General features: G+C 61.9%; 36 protein-coding genes. 1 reads left to right on the forward strand and 35 read right to left on the reverse strand.

Annotation, left to right across the window (positions count from 1 at the left end; translation table 11 throughout):
• Positions 1 to 127 precede the first annotated feature (127 nt).
• The 31 genes from B5F27_RS11770 to B5F27_RS11920 all read right to left on the reverse strand — a co-directional run bounded on the left by B5F27_RS11770 (position 128) and on the right by B5F27_RS11920 (position 23214).
• Positions 128 to 745, reverse strand: a complete 618-nt coding sequence (locus B5F27_RS11770; RefSeq protein WP_087367923.1) for a hypothetical protein — start codon at positions 743 to 745, stop codon at positions 128 to 130.
• 1 nt (position 746) lies between these two features.
• Complete coding sequence (locus tag B5F27_RS11775; protein ID WP_144066519.1) at positions 747 to 1892, reverse strand: hypothetical protein; 1146 nt, start codon at positions 1890 to 1892, stop codon at positions 747 to 749.
• A gap of 333 nt (positions 1893 to 2225) precedes the next feature.
• Positions 2226 to 2459 (reverse strand): hypothetical protein, encoded by a 234-nt coding sequence (locus B5F27_RS11780; protein ID WP_087367928.1) that lies wholly within the window; start codon positions 2457 to 2459, stop codon positions 2226 to 2228.
• 2 nt (positions 2460 to 2461) lie between these two features.
• Positions 2462 to 2887 carry a hypothetical protein gene (locus B5F27_RS11785; RefSeq protein ID WP_087367932.1) on the reverse strand — a complete coding sequence of 142 codons (426 nt, stop codon included), beginning with the start codon at positions 2885 to 2887 and terminating at the stop codon, positions 2462 to 2464.
• 71 nt (positions 2888 to 2958) lie between these two features.
• Complete coding sequence (locus B5F27_RS11790; protein WP_087367935.1) at positions 2959 to 3966, reverse strand: hypothetical protein; 1008 nt, start codon at positions 3964 to 3966, stop codon at positions 2959 to 2961.
• Complete coding sequence (locus tag B5F27_RS11795; RefSeq protein ID WP_087367938.1) at positions 3966 to 4358, reverse strand: phage tail protein; 393 nt, start codon at positions 4356 to 4358, stop codon at positions 3966 to 3968. The genes B5F27_RS11790 and B5F27_RS11795 overlap by 1 nt, the downstream gene beginning before the upstream one ends.
• 15 nt (positions 4359 to 4373) lie before the next feature.
• A complete protein-coding gene (locus tag B5F27_RS11800; RefSeq protein ID WP_087367941.1) occupies positions 4374 to 5123 on the reverse strand; it encodes a hypothetical protein in 750 nt (249 codons plus the stop codon).
• Positions 5120 to 6124, reverse strand: coding sequence for a hypothetical protein (locus B5F27_RS11805; protein WP_087367944.1), 1005 nt, complete (start codon positions 6122 to 6124; stop codon positions 5120 to 5122). The genes B5F27_RS11800 and B5F27_RS11805 overlap by 4 nt, the downstream gene beginning before the upstream one ends.
• A complete protein-coding gene (locus tag B5F27_RS11810) occupies positions 6121 to 6330 on the reverse strand; it encodes a phage tail protein (RefSeq protein WP_087367947.1) in 210 nt (69 codons plus the stop codon). The genes B5F27_RS11805 and B5F27_RS11810 overlap by 4 nt, the downstream gene beginning before the upstream one ends.
• 12 nt (positions 6331 to 6342) lie before the next feature.
• Complete coding sequence (locus tag B5F27_RS11815) at positions 6343 to 7593, reverse strand: hypothetical protein (protein WP_087367950.1); 1251 nt, start codon at positions 7591 to 7593, stop codon at positions 6343 to 6345.
• A gap of 167 nt (positions 7594 to 7760) precedes the next feature.
• Positions 7761 to 9026, reverse strand: coding sequence for a hypothetical protein (locus B5F27_RS11820; RefSeq protein WP_087367952.1), 1266 nt, complete (start codon positions 9024 to 9026; stop codon positions 7761 to 7763).
• Positions 9027 to 9035: 9 nt separating this feature from the next.
• Positions 9036 to 9287, reverse strand: a complete 252-nt coding sequence (locus B5F27_RS11825; protein ID WP_087367956.1) for a hypothetical protein — start codon at positions 9285 to 9287, stop codon at positions 9036 to 9038.
• The gene (locus tag B5F27_RS11830; RefSeq protein WP_087367959.1) at positions 9284 to 9811 is read right to left on the reverse strand and encodes a hypothetical protein; all 528 of its coding nucleotides are present in this window, start codon (positions 9809 to 9811) and stop codon (positions 9284 to 9286) included. The genes B5F27_RS11825 and B5F27_RS11830 overlap by 4 nt, the downstream gene beginning before the upstream one ends.
• Before the next feature lie 4 nt (positions 9812 to 9815).
• On the reverse strand, positions 9816 to 10463 hold the full coding sequence (locus tag B5F27_RS11835) for a phage tail protein (protein WP_087367962.1): 648 nt from the start codon (positions 10461 to 10463) through the stop codon (positions 9816 to 9818).
• A complete protein-coding gene (locus tag B5F27_RS11840) occupies positions 10460 to 10795 on the reverse strand; it encodes a hypothetical protein (RefSeq protein WP_087367965.1) in 336 nt (111 codons plus the stop codon). The genes B5F27_RS11835 and B5F27_RS11840 overlap by 4 nt, the downstream gene beginning before the upstream one ends.
• Positions 10795 to 11169, reverse strand: coding sequence for a hypothetical protein (locus B5F27_RS16835; RefSeq protein ID WP_087367968.1), 375 nt, complete (start codon positions 11167 to 11169; stop codon positions 10795 to 10797). Before B5F27_RS16835 ends, B5F27_RS11840 begins: the two co-directional genes overlap by 1 nt.
• Before the next feature lie 13 nt (positions 11170 to 11182).
• Positions 11183 to 11503: a DUF2190 family protein gene (locus tag B5F27_RS11850; RefSeq protein WP_087367971.1), complete on the reverse strand. Its 321-nt coding sequence runs from the start codon at positions 11501 to 11503 to the stop codon at positions 11183 to 11185.
• Positions 11504 to 11515: 12 nt separating this feature from the next.
• Positions 11516 to 13033 carry a hypothetical protein gene (locus tag B5F27_RS11855; RefSeq protein WP_087367974.1) on the reverse strand — a complete coding sequence of 506 codons (1518 nt, stop codon included), beginning with the start codon at positions 13031 to 13033 and terminating at the stop codon, positions 11516 to 11518.
• A 7-nt stretch (positions 13034 to 13040) separates the two neighbouring features.
• A complete protein-coding gene (locus tag B5F27_RS11860) occupies positions 13041 to 13661 on the reverse strand; it encodes an HK97 family phage prohead protease (protein ID WP_343214637.1) in 621 nt (206 codons plus the stop codon).
• Positions 13600 to 15099, reverse strand: coding sequence for a phage portal protein (locus tag B5F27_RS11865; RefSeq protein WP_087367977.1), 1500 nt, complete (start codon positions 15097 to 15099; stop codon positions 13600 to 13602). The genes B5F27_RS11860 and B5F27_RS11865 overlap by 62 nt, the downstream gene beginning before the upstream one ends.
• A 6-nt stretch (positions 15100 to 15105) precedes the next feature.
• On the reverse strand, positions 15106 to 15327 hold the full coding sequence (locus B5F27_RS11870; RefSeq protein WP_164488784.1) for a peptidylprolyl isomerase: 222 nt from the start codon (positions 15325 to 15327) through the stop codon (positions 15106 to 15108).
• A 15-nt stretch (positions 15328 to 15342) separates the two neighbouring features.
• Positions 15343 to 17175, reverse strand: coding sequence for a terminase gpA endonuclease subunit (locus tag B5F27_RS11875; RefSeq protein WP_242962181.1), 1833 nt, complete (start codon positions 17173 to 17175; stop codon positions 15343 to 15345).
• Entirely contained in the window at positions 17172 to 17756 is a 585-nt protein-coding gene (locus tag B5F27_RS11880) for a hypothetical protein (protein WP_087367980.1), read from the reverse strand. The genes B5F27_RS11875 and B5F27_RS11880 overlap by 4 nt, the downstream gene beginning before the upstream one ends.
• A gap of 1020 nt (positions 17757 to 18776) precedes the next feature.
• The gene (locus tag B5F27_RS11885; RefSeq protein ID WP_144066520.1) at positions 18777 to 19184 is read right to left on the reverse strand and encodes a hypothetical protein; all 408 of its coding nucleotides are present in this window, start codon (positions 19182 to 19184) and stop codon (positions 18777 to 18779) included.
• Between the two features lie 70 nt (positions 19185 to 19254).
• On the reverse strand, positions 19255 to 19509 hold the full coding sequence (locus tag B5F27_RS11890; RefSeq protein WP_087367986.1) for a hypothetical protein: 255 nt from the start codon (positions 19507 to 19509) through the stop codon (positions 19255 to 19257).
• Positions 19510 to 19713: 204 nt separating this feature from the next.
• Complete coding sequence (locus tag B5F27_RS11895; protein ID WP_087367988.1) at positions 19714 to 20127, reverse strand: hypothetical protein; 414 nt, start codon at positions 20125 to 20127, stop codon at positions 19714 to 19716.
• Complete coding sequence (locus B5F27_RS11900) at positions 20121 to 20615, reverse strand: type II toxin-antitoxin system HicB family antitoxin (protein WP_087367991.1); 495 nt, start codon at positions 20613 to 20615, stop codon at positions 20121 to 20123. Before B5F27_RS11900 ends, B5F27_RS11895 begins: the two co-directional genes overlap by 7 nt.
• Positions 20612 to 20875: a type II toxin-antitoxin system HicA family toxin gene (locus B5F27_RS11905; RefSeq protein WP_087367994.1), complete on the reverse strand. Its 264-nt coding sequence runs from the start codon at positions 20873 to 20875 to the stop codon at positions 20612 to 20614. The genes B5F27_RS11900 and B5F27_RS11905 overlap by 4 nt, the downstream gene beginning before the upstream one ends.
• A gap of 127 nt (positions 20876 to 21002) precedes the next feature.
• A complete protein-coding gene (locus B5F27_RS11910; protein WP_087367998.1) occupies positions 21003 to 21230 on the reverse strand; it encodes a hypothetical protein in 228 nt (75 codons plus the stop codon).
• Between the two features lie 68 nt (positions 21231 to 21298).
• Positions 21299 to 22486 carry a DnaB-like helicase C-terminal domain-containing protein gene (locus B5F27_RS11915; protein WP_087368001.1) on the reverse strand — a complete coding sequence of 396 codons (1188 nt, stop codon included), beginning with the start codon at positions 22484 to 22486 and terminating at the stop codon, positions 21299 to 21301.
• Positions 22483 to 23214: a DUF6291 domain-containing protein gene (locus tag B5F27_RS11920; RefSeq protein WP_087368005.1), complete on the reverse strand. Its 732-nt coding sequence runs from the start codon at positions 23212 to 23214 to the stop codon at positions 22483 to 22485. Before B5F27_RS11920 ends, B5F27_RS11915 begins: the two co-directional genes overlap by 4 nt.
• Before the next feature lie 89 nt (positions 23215 to 23303).
• Between B5F27_RS11920 and B5F27_RS16575 the strand changes: the two genes are divergently transcribed.
• Entirely contained in the window at positions 23304 to 23684 is a 381-nt protein-coding gene (locus B5F27_RS16575; protein WP_144066521.1) for a hypothetical protein, read from the forward strand.
• A gap of 65 nt (positions 23685 to 23749) precedes the next feature.
• On the opposite strand, the gene B5F27_RS11925 is transcribed toward B5F27_RS16575, so the two are convergent.
• The 4 genes from B5F27_RS11925 to B5F27_RS11940 form a co-directional block, all read right to left on the reverse strand.
• Positions 23750 to 24136, reverse strand: coding sequence for a hypothetical protein (locus B5F27_RS11925; protein WP_087368008.1), 387 nt, complete (start codon positions 24134 to 24136; stop codon positions 23750 to 23752).
• On the reverse strand, positions 24133 to 24405 hold the full coding sequence (locus B5F27_RS11930) for a hypothetical protein (RefSeq protein WP_087368011.1): 273 nt from the start codon (positions 24403 to 24405) through the stop codon (positions 24133 to 24135). Before B5F27_RS11930 ends, B5F27_RS11925 begins: the two co-directional genes overlap by 4 nt.
• A gap of 98 nt (positions 24406 to 24503) precedes the next feature.
• Complete coding sequence (locus tag B5F27_RS11935; RefSeq protein WP_087368014.1) at positions 24504 to 24824, reverse strand: helix-turn-helix transcriptional regulator; 321 nt, start codon at positions 24822 to 24824, stop codon at positions 24504 to 24506.
• A 1-nt stretch (position 24825) separates the two neighbouring features.
• Positions 24826 to 25077: a hypothetical protein gene (locus tag B5F27_RS11940; RefSeq protein WP_087368017.1), complete on the reverse strand. Its 252-nt coding sequence runs from the start codon at positions 25075 to 25077 to the stop codon at positions 24826 to 24828.
• Positions 25078 to 25318 lie beyond the last annotated feature (241 nt).

A 25318-nucleotide genomic window follows, 5' to 3' on the forward strand; every position in this document is an offset into this window, starting at 1 on the left:
TCCTGAATGTGGCTGTATTTTCTGGGCATAGCAAAGACCTCCTGTAGTAGTTTTATTCTACCACAGGAGGCCTTCTTTTTTCATTGTCTACTTTTACTGGAGCAGTTCATTTCTTTTGCGATTATTTTCATGCCGTCTCACCTCCCGGCAGGGGGACGCTGTCATAGTCCACCGGGATGGCCTCCAGATCCTCCAGCGTGGCGGCGGCCTGCATGGCCACCTCCTGGGCCTGCTGGTAGCTCACCAGGCCCGTGACCCGGGCGTCGATGGCGAAGGCCAGGGCCGTCAGGTTTTCCAGGGTCCAGGACTGGCACTCCTGGCCGGTGGCGTTCCAGGTCAGACTGTACGGGGTGCTGGTCTGGGCCGCCATGGTAGCGCTCATGATTTTGCCGGTCAGCTGCTGCTGTTTTTCGGCGGTGATGGCGTAATACTGGCCGTCGGTCCACTGGAGCGGATGGGTCAGCAGGTAGGCAGACAAATCCGCCTTGCTCTCCGCGATCCGCTCCGCCTTCCGGGCGGCCAGCTGCGCCGCCTGCCAGGCCTCAAAGGCCGGCTGGTTGGGCGTACAGCTCACCACGGTACCCCGGGCCACTTCCAGGGTCACAAAGCCCTGGTACTGGTCAAACTGGGTCTGATCCAGGCTGTCCGGCCACCAGTAGAAGCCATCCGGAGCCGTCAGGCCGGGCCAGGTTTCCAGGACCGGATACTGGCCGGCGTCGCTTTTGGTCTTGCTCAAAATGTACATATCAGCCCTCCAAAGTCTTGACCCGGGCAGTCAGGGCATCCATCTGGGCCTGGATGTCCACGCCGTCCCGGCCGATGCACCGCTGGGCCAGGGTGGTGTGGTAAACAGCCCGGCCATCGGGGCCCTGGGCCAGTGCACCCACGCCGCCATCCGGCAGAACCACCGCCGGGACGGTAAAGGTATACCGCTTGGATGCCGGCAGATAGTCATCCTTGCTGGCCTGCACCTCGACGGTGTGGGTGCCGGCCCCCAACAGATGGGTTTTGATGGGGATTGTGACCTGCTCCCCCGCGCTGGGGGTACCGCTGTAAACCTGCTTCCCATCCAGGGCGGCACGGACCGAAATGTCCGTCACCTGGGATGTGCCCGAGACATTGACCAGCAGCTCCAGGGGAAACGGTGCCGGTTTGGGGCCAAGCTCTTCTCCCGGGCCGCCGATATAGACGTAATTCACATTTACGTCCTGTGTCTCGGTGGCTGCATACGGGCCGGACGCCCCTTCGTTGTCCACCGCCTTGGCCCGATAGGCCACCACGGCCCATTCCCCCACCCGATCGGTACAGGTCAGGCTGTTGACATCGGCGATCTGTTCCCATTCGCCATCGTCGTGGCTGCGCTCATAGATGTAGCTGACCACCTGGCCATCCGGGTCGGAAGCGGCCGTCAGGGTGATGGTGGCTTCCTCGTCCTGAATCACATTCGTCGCCTGAATGGAGCCGGGCGCTGTCGGGGGCAGATTGTTGATGACACTGACTGCGGCCGAAAGGACATAATCCTCCGACACAAACCCCATGTCATCCTGGGCGCGCACCCGCACCTGCACCGTGTTGGTGCCTTTGGGGACAAGCAGGCTCTGGGTGGTTTCTGCTGTGGTAGCAATCGCGGTCCATTCGCCTTCATCCAGCTTGGATTCGTACAGATACGACACGTTCCCGCCATAAACCTTGCCCTCAGATGGTGTGAGGGTGATCTGGATGGTATCGCCGCCCATGACGGACTCCGGGATGGAAACTGCCGGATCGATGCTGTCGGTGCCCTCATAAACGTACCAGTAAGAGCCGCTGTAATTGTTGTTGGGATACTTGCCGTTTTTGGCCGCCGAGACAGGGCCGATCAGGGAACCTTTGATATAAGACGTGGACGACACAGCATAATGCTCCGTACCCGAGCACGAAATGGTTGTCTTTCCATTGTTGATATCATTGTTGTCCATTTTGGCGGTCCAGTTCCCATACAGAACCGAACTGCCACTCTTACGGTAATACGTGCCGAGATTCTGTGCGGTTTGATTGTAAACCGTTACCGAGGTTGCTCCTGACAGAGAAAATGTTCCGTTATTTGAATTGAAAGAACACCCCGTGTAACCAGTAAAAGAACCTGGGACACTCGTTTTAAACGAAGCAGAACTGCTTCTCGTGCGTTCCGAATAGGTCGTCTTGGAATTCCGGTTATACTTGTTCCACACATAGCGCTGGCCCATTTAATCATCCCCTTTCTGCGCCGCAGACCCGGCCGAGAAATCCACCTCAATGAGGCTGTACAAGGTGTCCTTTTTCCGTTGCTCCACCGGGATTTCCTCGGTCATCTGGACAAAGCCGCCGCCCATTTCGGGGATCAGCTGGGCGGGGATTTTGCCGTCGCTGCCGATGCCGGCCACCCCGCCGGGTTCATTGATCTTGACCGGGTAGCCGGTGTTGACTGAGCCGAATCCCATGATTATCCCTCCTGTTCCGGTGCGCCCGGGATCAGGCGCACCTGCATGGTCATGTCTTCAGCCGGAAGGGACTGGGCATAAAACCGGATGGCCCCCTCCAGCACTTCCGCCGTCGGGCACATCCCGCAGCGGGCGGCGGTGCTCTGGGACTGGGGCGTCAAAATGCACTCTGCCCCGTCTGCCGCCGTGGCCCCCGCCGCCATCAGGTTATAAACGTACGGATAGCCGGCGCCGGCGCTTTCCTCGCCGGCATTGTCGGACCATTCGGTGCTGGTCAGGGTGGCAGTGAAAAAGGTGGGTTTGTCCATTTTGGCCTCTTCCAGATCGGTGAGGGCGCCGGTGGCAGTCGATGCCACTTCGCCCACCAGAGCCATCAGCCTTTCAAGTCCTTCCCGAAAATGTTTGATGGTAATGAGACTGTTGTTCACGTTATTCCCTCCAAAGGTAGGGGGAACCGGCCGGACAGCCGGTTCCCCTCTGCACACTGCCAGAGTAAACGTCAAGCCTCAGCAAAAACCTCGTCCAGCATTTCGCCGGCTTCCTGGTCGGTGGCAATGGACACCACCGGCGTCTCGGAGCCGTTGATCCTGATGCTGCCCGGGTTGGTGCCAGCTTCCACCTTGGTGGCGCCCTCGGCGATGCCCGCCAGCTTGTTTTTCTCGGCGTCGGTGTAGTCGTTGGTGGACAGGCCCTTGCCGCTCACCTTGTCCACCTTGCCGGACAGGGCTGCGTTCATGGCCTCGGTGGTGGCGTAGTTGCCGATGCCGATGGCCGCGATGGACTCAGCGATATAATCCACCAGGTTGCTCGATGCCGCCTCCTCCGGGATGGAGCCGAGCAGGGTTTTCAGGCTGGCGATGTCCTTCTTGTTGGCCTGAATGGCGCTGTTCATTCCGGCGGCGTCGGTCTCGTGCGCGGCCAGCCAGTCGGCCAGCTCTTTCAGGGTGTCGTAGCTCTCGGGGGCGCCGGCCACGATCTTGGCCACTTCTTCGGCCGAAATCGCCCGCACCGACTTGCTGGCGTCCTCGCCCACCAGGGTGGTGACCTTGGCGCTGAGGGCGGACAGGTCGGACTGTTCCGCCTTGGCGGCCAGGACGGCGGCCAGAGCCTCATCCAGATCCGCCTGGGACACCTTGGCCTTGTAGGCCAGAGCCATCAGGCCTGCCACGGCCACGTCGGCGTTGTTCACTTTGATGGTGCCGTTTTTGGTGCCGGTGGCGATCAGGATATCCACCATCTTGTCGGCAATGGCCAGTGCGGCGCCGGCCTGCCATTTCACCTCCCGCACCCGGATGGCCGGGAGGAAGGTGCTCACCTTTTCCACCAGCTCGGCCACATACAGGCTTTTGGCCACCGCGGCGGGCCGGTCCAGATAGTCCATGGACAGACCGAAGGTCCGGTCCAGGGGCATGGTGCCCACCCGGGTGGTCAGCAGCAGATTCAGCTGCCGGTCGATGTCGGCCAGCTTGTCATCCGAAAAGGTGTATTCCAGCTTGAAATCGTACATCAGGCGTACTCCTCCAGTGTGAGGGTGAGCTTTGCCCGGGCCAGCTCCCCCTGGTTGTAGATCACGTCCCAGGTCTCGCTGGAGCCGGTAACCCGGAAGCGGTTCTTCCCCACCGGCCGGAACCCCAGGATTAAATACTCGGCGTCGCCGGTCTCCACCATCTGTTCCACCAGGTCCAGCATCCGCCGGGGCTTCACGCCGAGGCCGGCGGACAGGGTGATGGGCAGGCTGACGCCTTGCAGCCCGGGGCCCAGAAACTCGGCCCGGGGCTTGATGCCGGGGGTCTCGTGGGTGGCCCACCGGCCCGATACGTCCCGGGTCATCCCGCTAAAGGTCAAAACGTAGTCATCGCTCACCGTGAAAATGAGATTGGGACCCAGTGTCCCGATCATGCTGCATCCCTCCCATCAAAGCGGCGGCGTCGTGGGGCTGCCCGGCGCGGCACAGGTGTGGGTGTGGTTCACCAGGCTCTTGCCCATGATGGCGCAATCCCCTGCCCCGCCGGTGATGTTGACGGTGGCGCCGCTGATCTGCACCGTGGTGCCCTCCAGTTTGAGGGTAGGAGCATTCAGGCTCACCGCACTGGCAGCGGTCACCGACACGCTGCTGCCGTCGATCTGGACGGTACAGCCTCCTACCTGGAGGGTCAGCTTCCCCGAGACGGTAATCGTTGCGTCCCCCCGAATGGCGGTGGTCTGGCTGCCCTGGACGGTCTTGGAACAGTCCCCCTTGACGGTGGTGTCTGCGCTGCCATCAATGGCGGCCGTGCGGTCGCCCTTGATCCGGGTGTCCTGGCTGCCCTGGATTTCCACCGCACTGTCCCCCTCATTGTGAAAGAAACTTTCGGGGCCGGCTGCATCGTACCGGAAAAAGCACTTCCCCGGCGTCAGGTCAAAGTCCTTGCGATAGAGGCCCTCGAAGCCCTCCGGGGGCGTCAGTTTGGCCGACCAGGGCCGGCCCAGCACCACCCCGGCCTCGGCGCCGTTGGACAGATGCACCACCGCCACCAGGGCCCCCACCGGGGGCATGGCGTATTCCGACGAAAACAGCGGGATCAGCCGGGTGACGTCGTCGTCCATGTCGGGATAGGTCACCCGGACCATCCCGCTGGGATAGTCGATGCTGGACACCTTGCCCACACGGATTTCTGCGCTCACAGGCTGCCTCCTTCCACTTTGGACAGCTCCAGCTCCATGGTGTAGCCGCTGCCGATATGGCTGGCGGCGCTGTCGATGTAGTACTTGCCGTCGATGGCGCCGCCCATCCCCTCCACCGTCACGCACTGGGTGGCGACCAGCCCCGGCCGGCCCTGGATGGTCACCGACAGGGTGGTGGCGCCGTGGTTGGCCTTGTTCACCAGGGCGGTGATTTTCCGCTGGGCGTCGGCGGCGTTGTCCGCCTTGCCCGATTCCTTCAGGATGCGGTCCCCGCCGCCGACGGTGGCCTTGATCTCCTCCTCGGTGGTGGGGTCGGTGTAGGTGTACTCCCCGCCGGTGTAGGTGCCCTCCAGCTTGGTGTGCCAGTTCCAGGTCTGGATATCCTCCCTGCCGATGGTGTCCACCGGCTCTTTGGCCTTGCAGGCCTCCCGGTCGTACACCACCAGCTTCTGGGCGTAGAGCTTGAGGCAGAGGCCGTAGGTCCCACAGAGCTGGGTATAGAACTCACAGTCGTTTTGCTCGGTCTGCTCCACCGTTTCGATGGGCACGTCCCCGCCCTCTACATCCCACACCAGGGTGATCCCCGCCCGGGACGCGATTTCCTGGCCGATGGCCTGGAGGGTGGCCTTTTCCCATGTTTTGGTGCGCTTGGTGGTCTTGAAGGAGGTGTCTGCCGGCACCGACACCCCCGAGATGGTGCCGGTCCGGGGCCAGCCCGAAAAGTTGTAATCGTCCAGGGTGAAGGACCCGCAGTCAAAGCTGCGGTCATCCCCCTCGGCGTCCCAGTCATAAATCAGAATCTGGGCGGTGAGGGTATCCCCCTTCTGGGGCAGCCAGTCCCCCGCCCACTGGGCGTCCCGGTCGTTGATGGTGATGTCAATGGTGTCCGACTCACCGTCGGCGGGGTCGGTGTAGGTCACCTCCCCCTTGGAGCCGATCATGTCGGTGGTCACCGCCGCCCCGTTCCAGGTCAGGGCGGCCTCCGCCCGCCGGGGCCTCACCGGGTCCTCCAGGCGGGCAGGCTGGAGGCGGCCTGTTCTGCCGGCAGGGGCGGGGTGTTGAGCACCGTTCCGGCGTCAAACACAAACACATCCAGCAGCGGGAAATTGTGCGCCATCAGCCAGCCGGTGTACTTCACATCCCCATAAACCCGGCAGGCGATCAGGTCCCAGGCGTCTCCCGCCCGGGTGGTATAGGTTGCTTCCATGAAATCCCCTCCTTAGACCGGCTCGGTGCGGAAATTCTTCCGGCGCTCTTCGGCCTTCATCTGTTTGTACAGCCGCTTGAACTCGGCAAAGCTGATGCGGCCGGCCTCCTGGGCCTCCTCCCGGGTGGGGGTACCGCCGTAGAAGTTGAACACCGGGGCAAAGGTGATGCTGTCTCCTCCGGCAGCGCCGCCGCCCCGGCCATTGGGGCCGGGTTTCGGCCATTGGTCCAGCATCTGGGCCAGCTTGGACAGGGGCATCACCGCTTCCGGCTCCCCGCCCTCGCCGATCTCGGCCAGGGTGGGCCGGGTGGCGATGCCGCCTGCCGCCAGCTGGGGGATGGTGGGAATGGAAAAGCCCAGCTGTTTGCCGCCCACCACTGGCACCCAGTCGGGAATATCCACCGCCAGGCCGTTGATCCCCTCGATGGCTTGGTTGATAAGGGCGATGACCCCGTTGATGGGTGCCTTGGCGATGTTGCCGATCAGGCCGAAGATATTGCCGAAGATGTTGACAATATTCTGCCAGGCGGCGGACCAGTTGCCGGCAAAGACGTTCCCCACAAAATCCAGCAGGTTCTGGATGATGGCCTGGGCGTTGGCGGCCCCGGCCTGGACCGACTGCCAGAAGGCCTGGAGGAAAGCCCCCGCCGCCGGGAACCGCTCCCCCACCATGGCGATGAAGGACTGGACCAGGGCGTCCACCTGGCTCCAGTTCCGGTACAGCAGCACCAGGGCCGCGCCGATGGCCAGAATGATCCCCAGGGGCCCCGCCAGGGCTGTGCCGGCGGTTTTCAGGACGGTGACAAACTGGGTCAGCTTGCCGGAAGCCTGGAGCAGGGCAAAGAAGGTCTTTGCCTGACTGAAGGCGGACATTCCCTTGGAGACGGTGTTCACCGCCGGGCCCACCATCCGCAGGGCCACCGCCTCGGCCACGTCGTTGACGTCCTCGCCGAAGTTGTTGGCGTAGACCGTCTCCATGACGCTGCGGAGCTTTTCCAGCTCTGCGCCCGCCGCGCCGGTGGAGGAGGCCACCTGGTTTTCGGCCTTCTGCCACTGGCAGCCCAGGTCCGCCAGGTACTTGGTGGCGGCCGCAGCGCCGGTGCCCATGGCAGCCAGGCCGGCGGCTGTGACGTTGGACAGCCGGTTGGCGGTCTGAATGATGGTGTTCAGCTGTTTGGAGGAAGCTTTCACGCTGGTGCCCAGGGACTTGTCCACCTTACCGGCGATTTTGATGGCCAGTTCCATGGTTTTGCTTTTGGGCATACTCCATCACCACCTTTGCCAGTTCGTTCAGGTCATCCAGGGACATTTCGAGAAAATAATCAATCCCGCTGTGGAGCTGCATGGCCAGGGCCACGCAGGCCTTGCGGATTTCCGGCGGGGTTATTCCTCCCCATCCCCGCCGTAGAGAAAACCCGTCACAAGGTTTTTCAGCTTGATGGCCTCACGGGCGGGCATCTGCTGGAAAAATTCCAGGGGCTTGCCGGTGACCCGGGCCGCCATGTAGATGGCGTAGGGCAGGGACATTTCGGCGATGGGGTCCACGCCGTCGGTCTTTTTGACCATCTTGCCCACCTTGCACAGGTCGGCGGCCGAGATGTTCTCCAGGCCTTCCAGCCGTTGGCATTGATGGCGGTGATGACACCGTTGGCGTTGAGCAGGTCGTTGGCCTGCTGCTGGTCCAGCAGCACCTCGGTGCCGTCGTGGAGGACGGTGCCGGTGATCCGCAGGTCCTTGTTGGAGGGGCCGTCGTAGGGCACGTCTCCATGGCTGGCGTCCACATAGGCGGTAAGGGGTGCCAGCATGGCCGAGAAGGCATACACCTTGCTGCCCACCGCTACCATGGGCCAGAGGGCCGCCGCAAAGGCCGAGGTGACCCCCTGCTTTTCCTTGGCGGCCTTGACCTCTGTGTAGACGGCAGCGCCGCCGCTGGCCTTGTCGGTGGAGATGTCGATGTAGGTCTGGGCCCGGAACACCCCGCCGATCCCCTCGGTCTTGGCCTGGAGGGCGGCGGTCACCACCGGGTCCTGGCTCCAGCCAGGGGCCAGCAGGATGCCGGCGGTCAGGCCGAACTTGGGATAAATCCGCCGGACCATCTCGATGCCGGTTTCGGCGCCGGTCTCCACGTCCACGCCCCCCACGATGTCGGCATTGGTCACCCCGGCGGGGTTGAGGCTCTTGCTGGCGATCTTCACCGTCTCGGCCTCGGCGGCCTCATCCAGCAGGGTGATGGTCACCGAGCCGTCCTCGGCGTGTTCCGCCAGGTAGTCCTCCCCCTCGGTGAGGGGGGTGTCGCCGTTTTTCACCGACAGGGTGTTCAGCAGTACAAAGGGCTTGTCATACCGGACCACGCCATCCGCCGCCGGGAAGTCTGCCTCCTCGTTGGCGGTGGTGTGGCTCTCCTTGCCCGGGTCCAGGACGTTCACCAGGATCACCGGCGCCACGCTGAACACCCGGAAGCTGGCGTCCATGCTCTGGCAGAGGGAAAAATCCTTAAAATCATCCGAATAGCCCAGCCCCTGCTGGCACTCCGCGAAGGAGTAGCAGAGGACGGGCTTGTTGACGGCAGCCGCCGGGTCTTTCAGCAGGTGGATGGGAGCTGTGCCGAAAATCACCTGCAGCCCGGCCGAACTTTCCACCGGCGTGGTGAGGCTGGTGGAATTTTCAACCACGCCGATGCCATGATCGTATGCCATAGGCGCACCTTAGCCTTTCTGCGCGTCCAGAACGCGCTTGTAGTAGGTATAAATCCGGCCGTATTTCATCCGGATCTGCTTCATGGCCTCCGGCATCTGGTCCAGCGGCACGATCAGGCCGGCCAGGGCCTTGTCTGCGTCGGCCGCTGCCTGTAATTTCTCCGGCAGGCCATTGGTGTAGATGGTCCAGGTCATGGCCAGCCCCTTGATGTTGGGGCCGCAGTAGACCAGAGAGCCAACCGTTTTGGTTTTCTTCGTCATGTAAAAGGCACCTCCGGGCAAATGGTGGGAATTTCCAGCTGGAACTCCACCGCTCCCAGGTAATAGGGATGGGCTTTGGAGTCGTTCCAGATGGCCCACTGGATGGGTTTCTTCACGGTATAGGGACCGCCCCGGGCGCCGGCGCTGCCGGGCCGGATGCGGATCACCGGGTTTTTGCAGTAGCGGGCGGCGATCTCCTGGATGATGTGGAGCAGGTCCCGATAGCCCTGGCGGTCAGGCCGGTCGTCATACAGGGCGACCACCAGGACGATCTGTACTTCCTGGGCGGCGTCTCCCTCCGGGATGGTCCCCTCCCCGATCCGGACGATGATGTAGGGCTCGGGGGCGTCCTGGCTCCGGTCCTCGTCGTTGCCGGTGCGGACCGGCAGGTCGTTGACAAAATACCGGATGGCCCGCTCCCCGCCGGCCGAGCTGCGGAACAGCTGCCCGGCAAACAGTTCCTCCAGATCGGCGGCCAGGGCGTCGGCGGCAAACTCGGCGGTCATGCCATAAAGTTCGTTCATGGCCTCACCCCTTCTGCTTCAGCGTTTTGGCGATTCGTTTGTCGATCTCCTGGTCCAGCACTTGGTAGAGCAGGTCTCTGCCCCGGGCCTGGATTTCTTCATTGGCCATCATGCTGGGCACCGCCGGGCCCAGCAGCTTTTTCACCCGGGTCAGGTCGGGCCACTTTCCGTCGGTGGGCATGCCGTACCGCTGGATGCGGACCTGGGCCCCGGCCATGGTGTAGGTCTGGCCCACCTGCCGCTGGAGCACCGCCCGGTGGCCGTTTTCAAACTGCCCGATGAAGGCCGGGGCACCGCCCCGCTCCAGGAATTTCAGACTGCCGGATTCCAGGACCTTGGCCTGGACGCCCCGATCGGAATCACGGACCATAAACTCCAGCAGGTCCAGCATGGGGCCCTTGGATCGGATCACTGCCTCCATCTTGCCGGGCTTGGCAGTCTGGAGCCGGGGCGCGCCCTTGCTGCTGTCTTTCAGGACGCTGTCCTCCACCGTGTAGGTGTCGGCCACGTCTCGGGTCAGCTGTTTGCGGACCTGCCGGGCCGCTGCATTCAGGGACAGCCGCAGCACATTGGGGGCCTCAAAGGCCAGCCGTTCCAGCCGCTGGCTGATGGCCACCATCTGGCCCTGGGTGTCCACTTCAATCTGGATCATGTGCGGTTCGCCTCCAGTTCGATGGTCAGCATCCCGGCGTCCTCATCCGCACTGACCACATACCAGACGCGGCCGTCCAGGTTGAGGGCCTTGCCGGGGGCCGGGCGGCCGCCATAGTCCTCTTTGGAGAGATAGAGCAGCCGCCGGGTCTTGTAGAGGCCGTCGGTGGAAACGCCGCCCCGGGCGGCATCCCGTTCCAGCAGGCTGTCGTCGTCCAGGATCACCCGCATGGGTTTGCCGTCCACCGTATGGACCTCGGCAAATTCGTCCTGGTTCAAAAAGACCTGCCGGATGTCCGCCGCGATGCAGTCCCGAAAAGAAAGGGCGCCCATCACTGGGTGCCCTCGTCATCGCTCGATTCGGTTTCGTCGTCCATGTCCTGGACAGCCTCGGCCGGGGCCTGGACTTCTGCGGCCCCGATCAGGGCCACCAGGTCGGCCTTGGTTTTGGCGGCCGACACATCCAGGCCCAGCTCCCCCGCCAGGTCGGTCAGTTCTGCTTTGGTCATCTCGGCCAGCTGGGGCAGGGCCAGGTGGCCGGTGAGCATCTTCTCCCCCTCAGCCGGGGGCGTGTCCTCCTGCCAGACGGCGCTGCCGGCCCGCAGCCAGGCGGCAGCCATCCGGCCATCGGCGGCGGGCAGGGCCGCGCCGGGGCCGTAGATCCGGTTCTGGTAGAGGATGGAGCGCTTTGCAATCAGCTGTTTCACGGCCCTCACCCCCTTACCCGATCTTCACCAGGACGTCGGGGTCCTCGCTGCCGGCGGGGGCCACCGCCCAGCCCGCCGGGGTGTTGCTGTCGGCGGTGGTGGTGAGGTTTTTGGCGGACTTGGCCCAGTAGAGGGCCTGGCCCACCGTCACGGCCCCGGTGGCCTTGGGAATCCGGTAGACGCCGGTCACCTGGACCGGGCCGGCGGCGTCCCTTGCGATGGCGGCACCGGCCACGCCGATGCGGGTGGTCAGGTCCACCACGTCCCCAAAGGACAGATCTTCGGCGGCGGTGTAGTCGATCACATCGCCCACCTGAACAAAAATCGCTGCCATAGCTGTACCTCCTTACTGCTTTGCGCCGGGGTTCTTGGCAATGCCCCGCCAGTCCACTACGCTGACGCCCCAGTCCATCCACAGGTCCCACACATAGCCCAGCCGGCCTGCGGGCTGGCTGCGGCGGATGGAGGGGGTTTTCATGCCGTTCAGGTAGTCCACCTGGATGGAGCGGCCGGTGGCGGGGTCGCCCGCCATGAACCAGGGCAGGGCCTCACCCTTGGCCAGGGTGTTGATGGTGCCCTCCTCCACCACCTGCAGGCGGTTGCGGTACTGATAGAGGGCGTTGGCAGTGTGGCTGCCGATGCCCTCCACGTCGATCTGGGGGCTTTCCAAAATCTGGGACATCTTGAAGCCGTAGCCCACCGGCACGATCACGAACCGGGGCTGCACCATGATGCTCTCCCCGAAGGGGTCGGTCTGGCGCAGCAGCTTCAGCATGATGGCCTGCATGGTGTCGATGGAGGGGGCGCCGCCGGTCTCCATCAGGTTGCCGTGGGCGTTGTCGAACAGGGCCGCGCCGTCAAAGATGGCGGGGTTGGTCATCAGAATCTGATAGACCTGCTTGTTGATGGTGCGCTTGGCGGCCGCCGCATACTGGCCGGGCATCTCGGTGATAAGGCCGATGTCGTCGTTGACGAAGGCTTCCCGGGTCATGGAGAACTGGCGGCCATAGGTGGACAGCTTGCGCTGGGGCAGCAGCTCGGTTTTCAGGGTGTCGTGCTTCAGCTCGCCGCCCTCGGGGACTTCCAGGAACTCCCCGGCGCCGCCCAGCAGGTACTCGTGGTCCTTGGAGGGCTTGAAGTCGTTCAGGGTGCCCTCGGTGGTCCAGACCTGGAAGGTGGTGGGGGCGGCCTGATACCGCTGGACGATGCTCTTGCGGATGGTGTTGTCCAGGATGGCGGGGAAGGCTGCGGTGGGGCTGAGGAACTGGCGCTGCAGCTGATCCCACAGGTCGTCCCGGCTCATCCGCAGCAGCTCGGTGGTGGTGCCTGCGCCCTCCCGGGCCAGGCACTCGATGGCCATATCCCGCAGGGACAGCCGCTGCATCTGATAGGCCTCCTCGGTGGGGCTGCTCACTGCAAAGCCGCTGCGCATCAGCAGGGCGTCGGAGGCCGCCTGCCGGAAGTCCTGCTGCTGGTCGTGGTCGGTGAAACGGGCCCCCACCGGGCCGTGGTGCTGAATCATAAAGTTCACGGCGGCTTCCCGGACGGCGTTCATGTCCGCGCCGTCCCGGAGGAAGGGGGCCGCGTCCATCCCCACCTGGCGGCACAGGCTGGTGATGTCGGCCGTCCGCTGGCGCTCGGCGGCCAGGGCCTGCTGGATGGGGTCAGGGGCGGCGGGATCTGCGCCCCGCTGGCCCTCCGCTGCGCCCTGGCTGCCCTGGCCGGCGGTGCCGGCGGGCTCGGCGTCGATGATCTGCTGGCAGCGCTCGAACTCGGCCTGTTCCTCGGCGGTGAGGCCGCGGTTCTCGGTGCGGGCCTGGTTCACCAGGGCCTGCTGACGGGCAAGTGCTTCGGTTTTGTTCATGCTGTTGTCACCTCATTTTGTTCTGGTTGATCTGGATCTGCCGCTCCCACAGGTCGAGAGGCAGGGCCTCCTCCCCTTCCGAGCGGCCCACCCCGACGGTGGGGTCCGCCGGGACCGACACAATGGACACCTCCACCGGCGTCCACTTGCGGGCGATGGAACAGGGCCCGGTGAACCGGCCGTCGCCGGAGGTCTTGCCGGCCTCCACCACCTCCCACCGGTCCACCCGGTAGCGGACCGAGGTGGTTTTCAGGGTGCCGGAGCAGACTTTCTGGAAAACGACCTCAGACTCGGCGTCGGTGTCAAACTCCACCTCGGCCATGCCCCGGCCGTTTTCCACCCAGGCTTTGAGAATCCGGCCCACCACCTTGTCCGGGTCGTGGTTGAAAAGCAGGACGCCGATCTCGTTCAGGCGCTGCAGGTTCACGGCGTCGCCGGCGTGGTCCAGGATTTCGGGGCCGAAATACCGGTCCACCGGCTCCTCACTGGAAAAGCTGAGGATCCGCCGGCGGCCGGTGTCCTCCTCCCCTTCCCGGGCCAGGATCTGGCCCATGGAACGGGTGCCGTCATTCTTCTTCGGGTTTGCCCTGGTCTGCGTCGGGGTCCAGGGCTGCTGCTTTGCTGCCAAACAGTACACCTCCCATGTCTACGCCCCGTTCCCGGCCATACGCCAGAACCGCGGCTGTCTCTTCAATGGCCTGCCGCCAGTCTTTGCCCCGCTCGGCGCAGACGTCCTGATAGGTTTTCTGCCCGGACTGCAGGGCGGTCTGGCCGGCCCCCGCCTCCTTGGCGGGGTCGATCCACTTTTTCGGGGCTTTCACCCAGGTGTGGGCCATGTATTTCTTTTTGTCCTCCCAGAATCCCGCCGGGGCGATCCGCCCCGCCAGGATACAGGAGATCACAAACTGCTCATAAATCTCCGACATCATCCGCTGCAACAGCTCGACGTCGGCGGCGTAGGTATATTCGTCCTCCACCGCGTTCTGCCGGGCGCTGGAATAGGTGGAGCCCTTCATGTCGCGGCTCACCGCCTCATAGCTGAGGCCCTGCCCCGCCCCCACCAGGGCCTGCTGGGTCCGCAGGAAGGAGGCGGCGTCGGTGGCGGCGCTGCCGGGGTTGACGGCGTCCACGCTGTCGCCGGGGTTCAGCTCCATAATCATGCCGGGGGTCAGCTTTTTCCCGGCGTAGTCGATCCGGCCGTTGTCGCCCGTCTGCACCGCCGACCGGCCAAAGCCTCCCGAGGGCAGCGCCTTGCGGATGAACACCGCCATGCAGGCGGCGATCCGCTCTTTCACCGAGACGGCGTTGATGTACTCGTTGACGTCCCGGATGCGGGTCAGGGTGTGGGTCAGGTCGGACATTTCCCGCAGCTGGCTGGGGTGCCGCTTGGATTTGAGGAAAAAGGCGTCCCTGGCGTCGATGTAGACCGACTCCAGCTGCCGCCAGCCCTCAATGTCGTACTGCTGGATCCAATAGCCCTGGGGCTGCCGCCAGCTGTTGTACTCCACGCCCCCCACCACCCGGTTGCCCCTGCGGCGGGGCTGGGTGCGGCTGGTATCCAGTTCGTCCACGTCGATGGCCTGGAGCTTGAAGGGCACCAGGCCCCCGGCGGTGTGGCGGAACAAAAACAAAATCCCGCCGTCCACCTTTTTCCGCTCCTCGGCCATCCGCAGCAGCTCGGTGAAGGACTGCTCCCCGGTGACGTCGCAGTTCCGGGCCTCGCACCACTGCCGCCAGAGATCTTCCAGCCGCCGGTCCAGGGTGCTGTCCCCGGTATTGGCCCGGAGGGTGTAGCCCTTGCCCACCACGTTGCGGTCATAGGCCAGGATCACCGACTGGAGAATATCGCTGTTGCGCTCCAGGTCCCGGGCTCTGGCCCGGATGATGTCCCGGCTGTAGCGGTCGGTGGTCTCGGCGCTCTCGTTGATGGCCGCCCAGTGGCCGCTGATCCGCCCCTGTCCGGCGGCGTCGTAGTGCCGCAGCACCTGGTAACTCTGGCGCCAGGCCTCCCGCTCATAGGCCCACCGGGGGGACACCGCCGCGATCAGGCCTTCCAAAATGCCCACAAAGCATCACCTCCCGTCAAAAAAGGCCACACAGGTGCGGCTCAGCAGGGGGCCGCTCTGGTCGGTGTCCAGCTGGGCTTCCAGGTCCTCCCGCATGGATTTCAGCATCCCCAGGTCGGCCCGGGTCAGGGACCGGCTGCCGATCTTGTAGGACTGGCCGCCCACCAGGATGGTCTCGATGGCCTTGTTGATCTGTTCCAGCCGCTGGCGCTTGTCGTTGTCCGCCACGGCGTTCACCTCCTGTCAAATCCAGTTTTCATGCTGCCCGATCCAGTCCTCCTCGGGGGTGGGCTGGGGCGCGGGCCGGGGTTTGGGCGCTGCCGCCGGGGCCTGCAAAGCCAGGCTGCGGACGTTTTTCAGGTCGGCCGCGCAGGCGGCGTAGACCTCGCAGTCCAGGTAGTGGTTGTCGGCGTGGGTGGATTTCACCACCCACCGCTGCACCTGCCGGCTGCCCGACCGCTCGGTGATCTTGTGCTCGGAGGTCACCTGCTGGGCGTAGTCCAAATCACAGTCCTTATGGACCATCCAGGAGCCGCTGCCGTTGGGCCGGCGCATCCGGGCCGCGATCATGTCCTTGTATTTGCCGGTGTCTATGATAATCAGCTGCATCCCGTTGGCCCGGCTGTCCGGCTTGTCCACCGTCGAGATCTTGTAATAACCTGGCAGCGGCTTGGAGGAGCCTTTGCCGGCGGCCACCCAGTCCAGATTCATCAGGCAAAACTCATAGACCGTGTCGGTCTGGTCACTGGAATCCATCAGGGCCAGGGCCACCCGCATTCTTTCCCCGGATGGCAGCTGAAACTCGGCGTTCATCACCCGCTCCACTTCCTCCCCCGAAAGGGCCTGGCCATGGGCCACGCACTGGCTGGTCATGAAATTCCCCCAGGCCCGGATGGTCCAGTACATACAGTTTTCCTGGACGTCGATGCCGCCGGTCAGCAACCGTGTCCAGGGGGGCAGCTGCCAGGCCGGGGTCTCGGTCTGGCGCTCCAGCACCAGCTCGGCGCTGGTTTTCAGTTTGGTGTCCTCCCAGGGCTCGGCCAGCCAGCTGTTCACAAAGTTGTGGAGCATCTCGGGGTCGTCTTTGACCTTCAAAAACTCCCGGGCTACTTCCTCGAAGGTGGTAAAGGGCGAATACAGGGTATTCATCCAGAAGGCCACGCTGCGGGGCGTCTCGCTGTCCCTGCGGACAAACTGCCACCGCCCCGCCCGCAGCATAGCGGGCTTGTCCCGGTCGGTGAGGATACAGCCGCATTCCTGGCAGACATACCGCACCCGGCGGGCCCGCTGGATCAGGTCCGGCTCTTCCTCCTGGCTGGGCCATTTCAGCTGGGCAAACTTCAGCTCGATGTACGCCCCGCAGTGGGGGCAGGGCACGAAATAGTGCTTCTCGGCCTCGGCGGCCTCCTTGGCCCGCCAGATCAGCCCCGTTTTCAGGGTGGGGGTGGAGGCCATGAAAATCTTCCGGTTCAGCCGGTAGCTCTTGGTGCGCTCCACCGCCAGGGAGACGGGGTCGGATTCCTTCTTGGTGGAGCCGGGGTACTTGTCCACCTCATCCAGGAACAGATACCGGATGGGGGTGGAGGACAGGTCCGCCGGGCTGTTGGCGCCGGTGAGGTAGACGGTCATCCCATCAAACCGCTGGGCCAGGTCCTCGCTTTCGTGGGCGCGGTACTTGGCCGCCAGGGCCGGGCAGCTCTTGAACATGGGCTCCAGCTTGGACTCCACCGTCCGCTTGGCCAGCTGATCGGAGGGATACACCACCATGGTGGGGCCCGGGTCCTGGTCGATCAGGCTGCCCAGGGCGTTCTCCATGGCCGAGGTGCCGCCCACCTGGGTGGGCTTCACAAAGACGATCTGTTCGGTGGTGTCGTCCGAAAAGGCGTCCATGATCTCCACCAGGTAAGGGGTCAGGGCGTTCCGCCAGGGGCCCGCCACCGCGTTGGTGTCGGGCAAAATCCGGTTGGCCTCGGCCCAGGCCGACACAGGCAGCCGCTTTTTGGGCCGCAGCACCTGGAGGGCCGGGGCCATCCACCGGGGGACGGCGTAGGGTTCCACCCTGCTCCGGCGCTTCACGGCGGGTCAGCGTCCTCCCTGTCCTGAATCCGGGCCGCCGCCACAAAGGCCTCAAACAGGCCGTCCAGCTCCTGCTGCAGGTCCTTTTTCATGGCCCGGGCCGCTGCCGTGTCCAGGTAGCCGGACATGGTCCCCGCCACCCGGGCGGGAATGCGGTCGGCAAACTGTTTCAGCCGCCGGAGGAAGTCGGACAGATCCCCCTTGACCTGCCCCGCCGGGAGGTATTTCCCCTCGGCGATGGCGGTTTTCAGCTTGTGGAGGGCGCCCTGGCTCTCCTTCAGCTCCACCTCGGCCTGCAATTTCTTGATGGTCAGCTCCTCCAGGGTGCTGCCGGACAGCTCGTCCCGGATTTTCTGCTCCTGCCAGGCCATGTAGTCCTGGATGGTCTGGGCGGTGCGGTACCGCCTGGCCCCGCCGCCGGGGGGCACCTCGGTGGAGAGGACCCCGTCCTGGGTCAGCTGCTGCACCCGGCGGGTGCTGCGGCCGATCAGCTGGGCGATGGCGGTGGTGCTGGCCCACTCGGGCACCTGGGTCAACACCCCAGGGGGCGGGGCCGCCGTGGATTTCGCCTTGCCCGCCATCTGCACCACCTCCTTTCGCGGGGCCGATTTCGCATTTTTCGGCGCCGGCGGAGGGCGCTCACCCCCATGTATGGGGGTGAAAGGACCGCCGGAGCGGCGGATCCGTAACGAAACGCCGGAAATTTTTCGGATTTTTTGTAAAAACACATCGGGCCTTCCGTGCCCCGCGCCGCGCTGTCCGCCGGGAAGGACCCGCCAAACAGGGGCGCGGGGTCATACTGCCTCGTTGAATCTTCCAAGTAAATCCTGGCATTTGTCTATATTTTACAGAATCACTTGACTTTTTTGTGCAAATTCGTTATAATATATGCACACCGAGGGACATCTGACCCCGCCGCTTGTCAGACAAAGCCCCTTGGTGAATTTATTCACTTATTGCGGCGGGAGAAAGGCCATGAAAGATGGAAATTTCTTATAGTAAAAATCTCTAGCAAGCCCGTATCCACATTGAGATGCGCCCGCGCACCATTCTAGGTGGTCAACAAGAACACCGCCCAGCGCATTTTCATGTGCGAAAAGGGAAGTATGGGTTTGATGTTCGGATTGAAGATGGCCAAATCATTCATTTTTCCAAAAATTGTGGTTGGGCCAGCAAGTAGCTTATTCGAGACATCAAAAGATGGACCAAAGAAAACAGAGACTGGCTTTTAAGCATCGAAGAAAGTGAAGAATTTCTAAAGCCAGACTTTTAGCCACGTGAATTCAAATAAATCGTGAGAATTGATATAAATCTATTGAGGACTGCCGCAAACCAGCGGCGGCCCTTTTTGTTTTGTGGTGCGGCGCGCCAGAGTTGCACTGACATCTGCTTTTGCGCCGCATGAAAAAGGCCCCCGATCCGTCGTGGGGGCCTGCCCTTCAGCCGGGCCGCTGCCGGGGGACTTACCCGCCTCCGGCTGCGGGGTGTTCTCTGGCCCGCATGGCAGCCAAAGAAAAAGCCGCCGGCCAGGGATTGTTCCCCGCCTGCGGCTTTCACAGGTACACTATACCATGCGTGAAATATGACATTCAATGACATCTTTACAGGTCCAGCCCGTCCACCGCCTGGTGATGCAGCCGGAACACCTGCCGCAGCACCAGATGGTGGTCGGCGGCGATCTTCTCCCACCGCTGGCCCAGAATATACCGCCGGGTGAGGATATCCCGGCGCAGGGGGATGGGCTCCTTTTGGATGGCGGCGGCGATCTCGGCCCGCCGGGCCTGGTCCTGTTCCAGCAGGCCGGCCAGCTTCTGGCGGGCTTCTTCCAGCTGCTCCACCGCTCGGGGAATGGCCTGACCATCCCCTCCCCCGCCGGGCATCCCTGAGATGGCCCGGGTCACCCGCCGGGCCTGAGCTTCCAGCTGGCCGATTTCCTCGGTCAGCAGCTGCTCCCGGCGCAGGCTCTCCCTGTACCGCCGCAGCCAGGCCACCTTTTCGCTGTATTCCATGGGGTTCACCTCGCAATGCTTTTTCCTCTTGCTGTTTTTCACATTCTGAAAATCTATCCCGCCGGGGCGGTCAGGGGGCCGGGGATGTCTCCGGCTCTCCAGGCTCCAGGGTCTGGATTTTGACCCCGGCATAGCTCCGGTTCCGCATCCCGCAGGCCTCCCAGTCCGCCGACCAGTCGGTGGCCGCGCCGGGGGCTACCCCGTAAATGGCGCACTTACACACCGTCTGCCCGCCGGCGTGAATCCATTCCAGGCGGCTGCATTCGCGGCACCTGCGGCCCGGGTCGAGGCCATAGAGCCAGTGCATCCGTTCGATCTTTTCCATGAATATTCCTCCCCTTCTCATGCTGGGCCGGCACAAAAGCGCCGACTGAATTCTATGCGGCAGCGCCCTTTTTTGCCACTGTCTGAGGCCGGCAGCTGGACGAACGATGAAGACTCCCTCTGTTTGTCGCATAAAAAAATCCGTATTCTCTGGTCATTATACCAAAGAATACGGATGAAAAACGGGACAGGTTCTAAATACAGGTCACTGGACTTCCGGCGAATAACTGGGTGGCGTAATCAACGGCGCCCCTCCAAAAGAGGCTGTAATCTGTGAAATCAACATGGAGATCCGTCCAACAAACCCCTGGTTTTCCTGTATATAAAACCCGGGCTCGTTTCTTATCTCCTCATCAATCTGTTCTTGCGACACTTCTGCCAAAGAGCCTTCTTGTTTCAGATCATGTTCAACAAAATATGTGGCTGTAATATCGAAGACAGAAGCCGGATCAAACCAAACATGACGCGTAAACTCGATTCGGAGAAACTTGTCTGCGGCTTTACCAGTAATCGTGTCTTCAAAATGCACTTCAATCTGTGCATCAGCATCTGGAATTTCACACATTTTGATTTGAGCCAGTCCAACACGGATACGGTTTCCCAACAAATCTTTCAGCATATCTTAGACCCCTCTTTCTTCACATTATAGAAGTAGCCTGAACAATAGCCCGGATTGCTGTAATTTTGCTTTCCCGTATCTTGTCTCGATGTGGTCGACAGAGCAAAAGACTCTACAATCTCTTTCGGCGCAACAATGACATATCTTTCTTTTTCTTGATCCAAATATTCTCTCAATGCTGCATCAACGACCTTATTGAGGGAAACGCCATCATTTTGCGCACGAATCGATGCCTGCTTATGCAGCTCGGGAGAAATGCGAACATTGAAAGATCCGCTGTAAGCACGCTGGGGTTCTTTCCCAATTTCCTTGCAAAATGCAATATAATCGTCTACAGCTTGATGAAATTCGCTTTCAATTTTTTTCGCATTTTCGGTGTAAAAGTCGACTAAATCCGAAATTCCCAAAACTTTGCCATAAAAAATCTGATCATCTGCAGAGTACTCGGGCTTTGCGGAATAGCCTTTGTAGTGCAATACGCTATTCATATATGACCATGCTCCTTTAAAAAAACAACCACACTTTCGACAGAACCTTTTACCATGATATCTCCAGGATGAGGCTTATGAAGCAAGAGAATCGCTCCTGTTTCAGGATGATAAAATTTTACTCTTGACCCTGAAGTTGCTCCTTTCGTGGACTCCACATATCCAAAATGGTTCATAATCTTTTTTAGGTCAGAGTAGCGGAAGTCAGCAGGTGTAGGCTTTCTGCATAGCTTTGCTAAGAGGGTTTCCGTCTTACTCATATTCTATGCACCTCACCTGCCAATCTGTAACTAAAAAGTAGTTGCAATGCAAGCATACTGGTTTTTATCCAAAGCGTCAATGGTTAAAATGCACAAATATTTCTTTTATTTTTCGAAGTTTATCCCGTTAAGCCTGTACATTTTGATCAAAGCACTTGATCATTCTCACCGTTCGCTTCCGAATGCTTTCCGGACTGTTCCCCCCTCCAATTCTACATGCAACCTGTGCCCAGCTAATCCGGCCATCACCGAGAAAGGCAATTTCCAGGATCCTGCGAGTAAGAAAATCATCCACCTGCTGGATCATTTTTTGACGGACATCCCACGGCAGATTTCTAAATGCTCGAATCGTCATAGCACACCTTCTTTCTCTGTTTTTAATGCCAAAGCGCCAATTTTATGTCAAGCGATATTCGCCCCACCTCACGGCACCACCTCCAAAAACCGCTGGCGCTCCTTGTCGAAGGCCAGGGGAATTTCCCCCACCCGGCCCTCCTTGTTTTTGGACAGGATGCAGACGCTGCGGCCGTCGTCCGCATTGCCCAGCAGCAGGACGGCGTCGGCGTCCTGTTCCAGCTGGCCCGATTCCTTCAGGTCGGCGTTGCTGGGCATGGCGTGGGCGGCGTTGCGGCTTAGCTGGGCCGCGCCGATCACCACCATTCCGGTGGTCTGGGCCAGCTCATGGAGGGCAATCGAAATCTGGGTGATGGCCTGATACCGGTCCCCCGACCGGTCGGGCCGGATGATCTGGACATAGTCGATCACCGCCACCTGGGCCTTCATCCGCAGGGCCTGGGCCCGAATCCAGGCCACGTTCCGCCCCGAGGCCGACCGGATATACAGCGGCAGCTGCCGCAGTTTGGACAGGCCGTCCAGCTCGGCTGCGGGGACCTTCTTGGTTTTCACCTGCTCCAGAGGCGCATAGAGCTGGTTTGCAATGATCCGCTGGGCCAGGATCCGGGGGCTTGTCTCCAGGCTGAAATAGCAGACCTTCCGGCCCTGTTTCGCCATCTCCACCGCGATCTGGAGGCTGAGGGCGGTTTTGCCTGCCGAGGGCCGGCCGCCGATCAGGATGAAGTTCCCCGGCAGGATATGGAGGTTCCGGTCCAGAGGGCCGATGCCGGTGGGGATGTAGTTTGGCTGCTGGTCCAGATTGCGGATGTAGTTGTCGATCAAATCGCCGATGGGGGTGAAGTCCTCGCCGGGATGGTCAGTGTCCAGGGCTTGTCCCATCCGGCCATACAGGCCCGCCAGGTCCTCATAGCTGGTGGAGGGGGACGCCGCCTGTACCGCCAGGGTCTGGAACCGCTCCAGGGCCCGCCGTTCCAGCAGGGCCGTCACCCACTCTTTCACCCGGCTGCGGGTCACCTGCACCGGGGCGGTGTCCAGGACGTCAATGCAGGCCGCCACCGTCTCTTTCAGGTTGGGGTAATGGTGGAGGACGTCCACCACGTCCATCTCCCCTTTGGCGCTCCATGTGCCGTCTACGGCAGCGTACAGGTCGCTGAGGCCCTCGGGGAAGTCGTCCGGGGTCAGGCGGCCCACCGCCTCGGGAATGTACTGCGGAAAGCCCAGCAAAGCCGCCAGCAGCATCTTGGGCAGATCGATCATGTCAGCACCTCATACCGGGGCTCGGGCGGCTGGGGCGTCCGCGGCTGCTGCCGGCTGCGCATCTTCTCCCGGCGGGCTTCCACGTCGCCGGGGGTTTTGACCCCATCTTTCCGCCAGCTGTCCAGCACCCCGTCCACATAGCTCCAGCTGCGGGCGTTGTGCTGGGCCGCCTCCTGGATGGCCAGACGCACCATCCCATCCCCCACCGCGGCCCGGTAGGCCTGCAGCTTGTCCAGTGCGCTGCGGGGAAAGCTGCCGATCTCCTGCTGATAGTCCTGGATCAGCCCCGCCAGGGCTGTGTCGGTGCGGCTGTCGGGGTCTTTTGAGAATACAGCTTCAGCAGCAGTTACAGCTTCAGCTTCAGTTACAGTGCTTTCGGGTTCCGAAAACCTCCGGCTTTCCTGGTTTTCGGATGAAAAACCTTGTTCGGGAAGGTTTTTATCTTCAAAACCTATGGTTTCCGGTTTTGAAACAGTGGTTTTCTCGTTTTTCGCTTTTGGACGTCCGCCGCGCTTTCCGCCCTCCCGTTTGGCGATGTTGGTGTCGATGCTGGGCCGGATCACAGCGAACACTGCCCGCTGGATGGCGGACTGCAGCGCCGGCTCCTCACCCGTCAAGGCATAATTGCAGATGGCCCAGAACATGGCCAGCTGGTCGGCCTCCTCCATTTCCTGAATGGCGCTCAGAAACGACCGGTAAAACACAAAGGACTCCCGGTTCTCTTCCATCAAATCCTCCTTATTTTGCAAAGTATCCCATTCCTCCTTTTCTTTTATTTTGGTGCATGCTATACTTTTGATAAAAGGAGGAGATTACTTTGGATAAAAAATCGCGTCAAATTCTTGCTTATATGCGTGATATTAATTCAATCAGCCGTGCCGAGTTACTCCGCCATTTTGACTTAAGCTATACAACATCATTCGAATATTTGTTGGCAGAAAAATTTATTGCACAAGCTTTAAATCCAACCTCTAGCCCCCGTATTGTAAATGGCAGAACCGTTTATGACGAAGTTCTCCATCCTACCGACTCTTACCACATTACCGGTGTGGGGTTGGACTTTCTTGAACATTACACTCAAAATCAGCTTCTGCGTTGGTTACCTTTGATACTCAGCATTTACGCCGCATTTTTATCTACCATGACATCAATCTTCATGCCGCTTTTACGGCACTTTTTTCCACATATTTTTCCCTGAGGCTCTTACGCTGGTATCTGCACCATTCCCGCAGTTCATCCAAAGAACTCTTTCATTTTTGTTCTTTACATTTGTTTCTTCTTTTGTCTTTTCTTCTTTTCACGGGCCGATGGCGCCAGGGTGCTGTCCACCCCATACAGCCGCGCAGTGGATATGGCATTGCGGGCCAGGTCGGTGAGGATGGTCCGGTCATCGGCCCGGTTCGCCGCCGGCAGGGCATCCAGGGCCGCGTGGGCCTTGGCAGCCAGGCCGTTCAGGGCTGACCGCAGCCCGATCAGGGCCTCGTGGTCATCCGCCCCATTGGCTGCGATCCAGAGGGCAGCAGACAGATCCTCGGCCTGCTCCTTTTCCCGCAGGTGGCGGGCTGCTCCGCTGTCCTGGTAGCGGGCCTCTGCCCGCTGGGCGGCGGCCTCCCACTTTTCGGCCAGGGCGATGATTTCCACCTTGGTCATGACCGCTGCGCCCCTCTCAGACCCGACAGGTCAATCCGGGCGCTTTCCTTCACGCGGGACGCCGCCGCATTCTGCACAATCTCCAAAGCGTCCGCCTTGGCCCCGGCGGGATCGCCGGTCTTGCGGCCCCATTCCTCTGCCACCTGCCGCAGCAAAGCCCCCAGCAGGACGCACAAATCTGCGTTGCCGCCCCGCACCAGCGCCTGGACCATCTTGGTATTGGGGTCATATTCGGCGCGGATACTGACTTTTTCCCGATTGTGTTGCATTTTTGGAACACCTCCTGTATACTTGAGGTGAGCACATCCAACAGCTCACCATGGCTCTGCCCGATCTCGACCATCGGGCGGGGCCTTTTTGTTTTGGTTCACGGGGCAGCCTTTCGGCTGCCGAAAAAGTGGACAAATTCCGCCAGGTCCGCCCCCAGCAGGCTGCAGGCCCCGGCGGCTTCGGGCAGGCTCCATGGGGTGCGGCCCCGTACCCGGGCCGACAGCCCCGACGGGGCCAGGCCCACCGCGGCGGCCACGTCCTCGCTGTGGAGGCCGGCGGCCTTCAGCTTGGAGCGAAACCAGGTCACCGGGTCATCCGGCAGCGGGGGCTCCGGGGGCGTGGTCTCCACACAGCCCAGCCCTGCCAGCACCGGCGCGAAATCATCCGGCGCACCGTCCAGCGTGATGGTCATTTTCACATCAGTTTTCCTCCTTTTCTTCGACTTTCTCCAGCCAGTCCTCGTACCGCCGGATCACCGGCAGCAGGGCGGTTCCCGTCATGCTGGCAACCACCGCCGCCACCGCGTACAGCGACCAGAACGCGGGATATTCCGCGATCCCCATGACGATCCACAGAGCGGTCAGCTCCAGGGCCAGATACCCGGTCTGCAAAGCCAGCAGCCCAGCCCGGGCCAGCCAAAGGCCCCGCCGGGCGGATTCTTTCTTTTTCACAACGTCACCCCCTCAAGTGTAGAATCACGGCCGCCGCAGCCCCTGCCATCATTCATGCAAACCATGTCTGGGTGCGCCGGGCTCGGACCGGCCGGCAGCCTGCTGCGGCACCCCCTGGAGCGGCCTCAGAGGGCCGCCGTGTTCCTCTGTTTCTGCCGGTGTCTGCCCGGTATCCGGGGCCGGCTCATACTCCGGGCAGCTGGTATTCCGCCCAGTGCAGGCCCGGCATTCGGCCCGGTCC

The sequence above is a fragment of the Faecalibacterium sp. An192 genome, assembly GCF_002160175.1.
Taxonomy (GTDB): Bacteria; Bacillota; Clostridia; order Oscillospirales; family Ruminococcaceae; genus Faecalibacterium.